Origin of the sequence: Streptomyces sp. UNOB3_S3, from assembly GCF_020740895.1 — a bacterium.
Taxonomy (GTDB): Bacteria; Actinomycetota; Actinomycetes; order Streptomycetales; family Streptomycetaceae; genus Streptomyces.
Window position 1 is genome coordinate 1 of the sequence record NZ_JAILXP010000688.1, and the last position, 1,390, is coordinate 1,390.

General features: G+C 76.9%; 1 protein-coding gene. It reads left to right on the forward strand.

What is annotated here, in order from left to right; translation table 11 throughout:
• Window positions 1-12 precede the first annotated feature (12 nt).
• Window positions 13-1,260: a DUF2786 domain-containing protein gene (locus K6I33_RS35035; RefSeq protein ID WP_229358829.1), complete on the forward strand. Its 1,248-nt coding sequence runs from the start codon at window positions 13-15 to the stop codon at window positions 1,258-1,260.
• The last annotated feature ends 130 nt before the right edge of the window (window positions 1,261-1,390 follow it).

A 1,390-nucleotide genomic window follows, 5' to 3' on the forward strand; every position in this document is an offset into this window, starting at 1 on the left:
GAGCCCCCCACTGTGCAGAGCACCGCGTCGCCCCTGGAAACCGTCGCCGCGGCCGTACGCGGGCTGCGGGCGGCGCACGGGGACGATCTCGACGACGCGGTCTACGCCGCCGGCTCCGTCCTGGCCGCCGCCCCCGCCGGCTGGGAGGCCATCAGCGGCGCGGTCGTCCGGCACGGCTCCGCGACCGTGCGGCGGGCCTGGGAGTACGGCTGGCAGCCCGCCGACATCGTCCGGCTCGTACGGCGGGAACTGCCCGCCGCCGAGACCCGGTTCGCCGTCGCCCTCATCGCCGCCGAGGGCAGGCGCTACGCGCCGGAGACGCTCGACGCGCGCTGGGTCGCCCAGCTGAAGGAGCTCGACGCGCGCGCCTGGTGGGAGACGGACGACACCTTCCTCGACGGCTTCGCGGAGCGCGAGCGGCTCAGCCGCTTCGAGACCGCCGTCCTCGCGCTGGGCACGCTGCGGCTGATCGACGGGCTGCCGAGGATCGGCGGCGTCGGCCCGCTGCCCGGCACCGGCGGGCACGTCCGCGAGGCCGCCGCGGCCGCCCCGCCCAAGATGCTCGGCCGGGTGCGCGCGCTGCTGGCCAAGGCGGAGTCGACACTGTTCCCGGAGGAGGCGGAGGCCCTGTCGGCCAAGGCCCAGGAGCTCATGGCCCGGCACTCCATAGACGAGGCCCTGCTCGCCGCCGGCGCGGCCGCCGCCGGCGACGGGCCGGGCGCCTGCCGGATCGGCGTCGAGGGCCCCTACGAATCCGCCAAGGCCCTGCTCCTGGACGCGGTGGCCGCCGCCAACCACTGCCAGGCGGTGTGGTCCAGCGAGTACGGCTTCTCCACCGTCGTCGGCTTCGACGCCGACCTGGAGCTCGTCGAGCTCCTCTACACCTCCCTCCTCGTCCAGGCCACCACCGCCATGGGCCGCGCCGCCGACGACCTCCCCCGTAGCCTTAAGGGCACGGGAGGTACCCCCACCGCCCGCGGCCGCTCCCGCCGCACCCGCGACTTCCGCGAGTCCTTCCTGATCGCCTACGCGGGCCGCATCGGCGACCGGCTGTCCTCGGCCGTCCGCGACGTGGCGGCCGAGGAGACCCGGCCCGAGGTGCTGCCCGTGCTGGCCGCCCGGGACGTGGCCGTCGGCGAGACCGCCGGGCGGCTCTTCCCCGAGACCACCTCGCACCGGCTCAAGGGCCGCGACGCCGAGGGCTGGGCGCGCGGCACCGAGGCCGCCGACGCGGCCCGGCTCGCGGGCAGCGCCCAGTAAGGGCGCGGGGCAGCGCCGATATGCGGCTCCGCCGCGTGGGCGCGACCGGCCCCCACCGGCCCGCAGGTGACCGGGTCACGTCGGCGGCACTATCACTTGTCATGCGGCGGCGGCGCCGCCGCATGACAAG